The 1,174-nt window shown below is 61.8% G+C and carries 1 protein-coding gene; it reads right to left on the bottom strand.

From position 1 onward, the window contains the following. Window positions 1–1,155: ATP-binding protein (locus tag AC0B9F_RS38290; protein ID WP_472010446.1), on the bottom strand; the 1,155-nt coding region annotated here is incomplete at its 3' end. Window positions 1,156–1,174 lie beyond the last annotated feature (19 nt).

Here is a 1,174-nt window from a genome sequence, read left to right on the forward strand (position 1 = left end):
CTGATCGGAGTCGGCGAAGCACTGCCCGCGGGCGATCTTCGCGATGAGTGTGTAGACGGCGTGACCGAATCGTTTCTCGAGCGGCAGATTGTCGTACAGGTGCTGCTTCTCTGTCTGCAGCTGGGTGGGGAGCTCGACGCGGTGGGTTCGGAAGATGATCGCGGGTGCGGTGATCGGCAACGCCGGCAGATCCTTCGCGAAGAGCGCTGCGGCATAGCTCAATCGGGCGTAGACGTTCATCTCTTCGCCGAGGTCGTGGGCGCCGGCGATCAGGCAGTCGTCGGAGAGGAGGTGCTCGGTGAGCTCGCCCAGCCCTGCGTAGGGGTGACTGGTGCGATAGGACTGTTCGAGCACCTTGGCCAGCGCCTTGCCGTGTGTTGATGTCGGCTGGATTCGCAGCAAGGCCAGCATCACCGATTGCGTCATCTCCGCCGCGATGTTGGGCGGGAAGATCCGCAGTGGGTCGGTGCTGTAATCGGGTTCGACCAGATCGACGATGACCGCATCAGTGACCGCCCGAGCCCAGTTGGCGTATTCGCCGAGGTCACTTTGATCGATGCCGATGACCTGGCCGCCGCAGTCGACGACGTGACCGGCGATCACCTTCATGGTGACGGACTTTCCGGATCCGAGCTCCCCGGTGACAGCCCACGAAGAGGACTGGTCCCGGAGGGACTTACCGAGTATGTCGTTGAAAACCGCACCGATCCGGGCTGCCGTGATGTTGAGTGCCAGCAGGGGTCCGGAACTGTCGCCCAGATCGTTGCGAGTGAACGGCATGTAGGCCGCGAAATGTGTCGAGGTGGTGATGTGCCCGAATTCGCGCACGATCTTCGACGTCGGAACGCCGGGAATCATTGCCCACCACAGGTCCTCTTGAAAACCGAGCGGCGCGACCAGCTTGTAGTCCTGATGTTCAAAGGACTTCTTCACTGTTTGGGCATCAGCGAGGGCCTGCTCTTCGGTCGACGCGCCTACGGCGAAAAGCGCTGTCCAGGCGACTTCGACCTCGTCACGGTTGGTTTCGAGAAGCGAGCTGTACTCGGTCAGTGCAGAGGCTGCGATATCAAGGGCGCCCTGTCCACCTGCCAGCTCGCCTTCCCGCTGCTCGTACTGTTCTTTGAGGATTTCGAGCGCACGCTTGTTGGCGCGCATCACGTCAGCTCCTGCTGTC

The organism is Streptomyces sp. NPDC097129 (genome assembly GCF_055668065.1).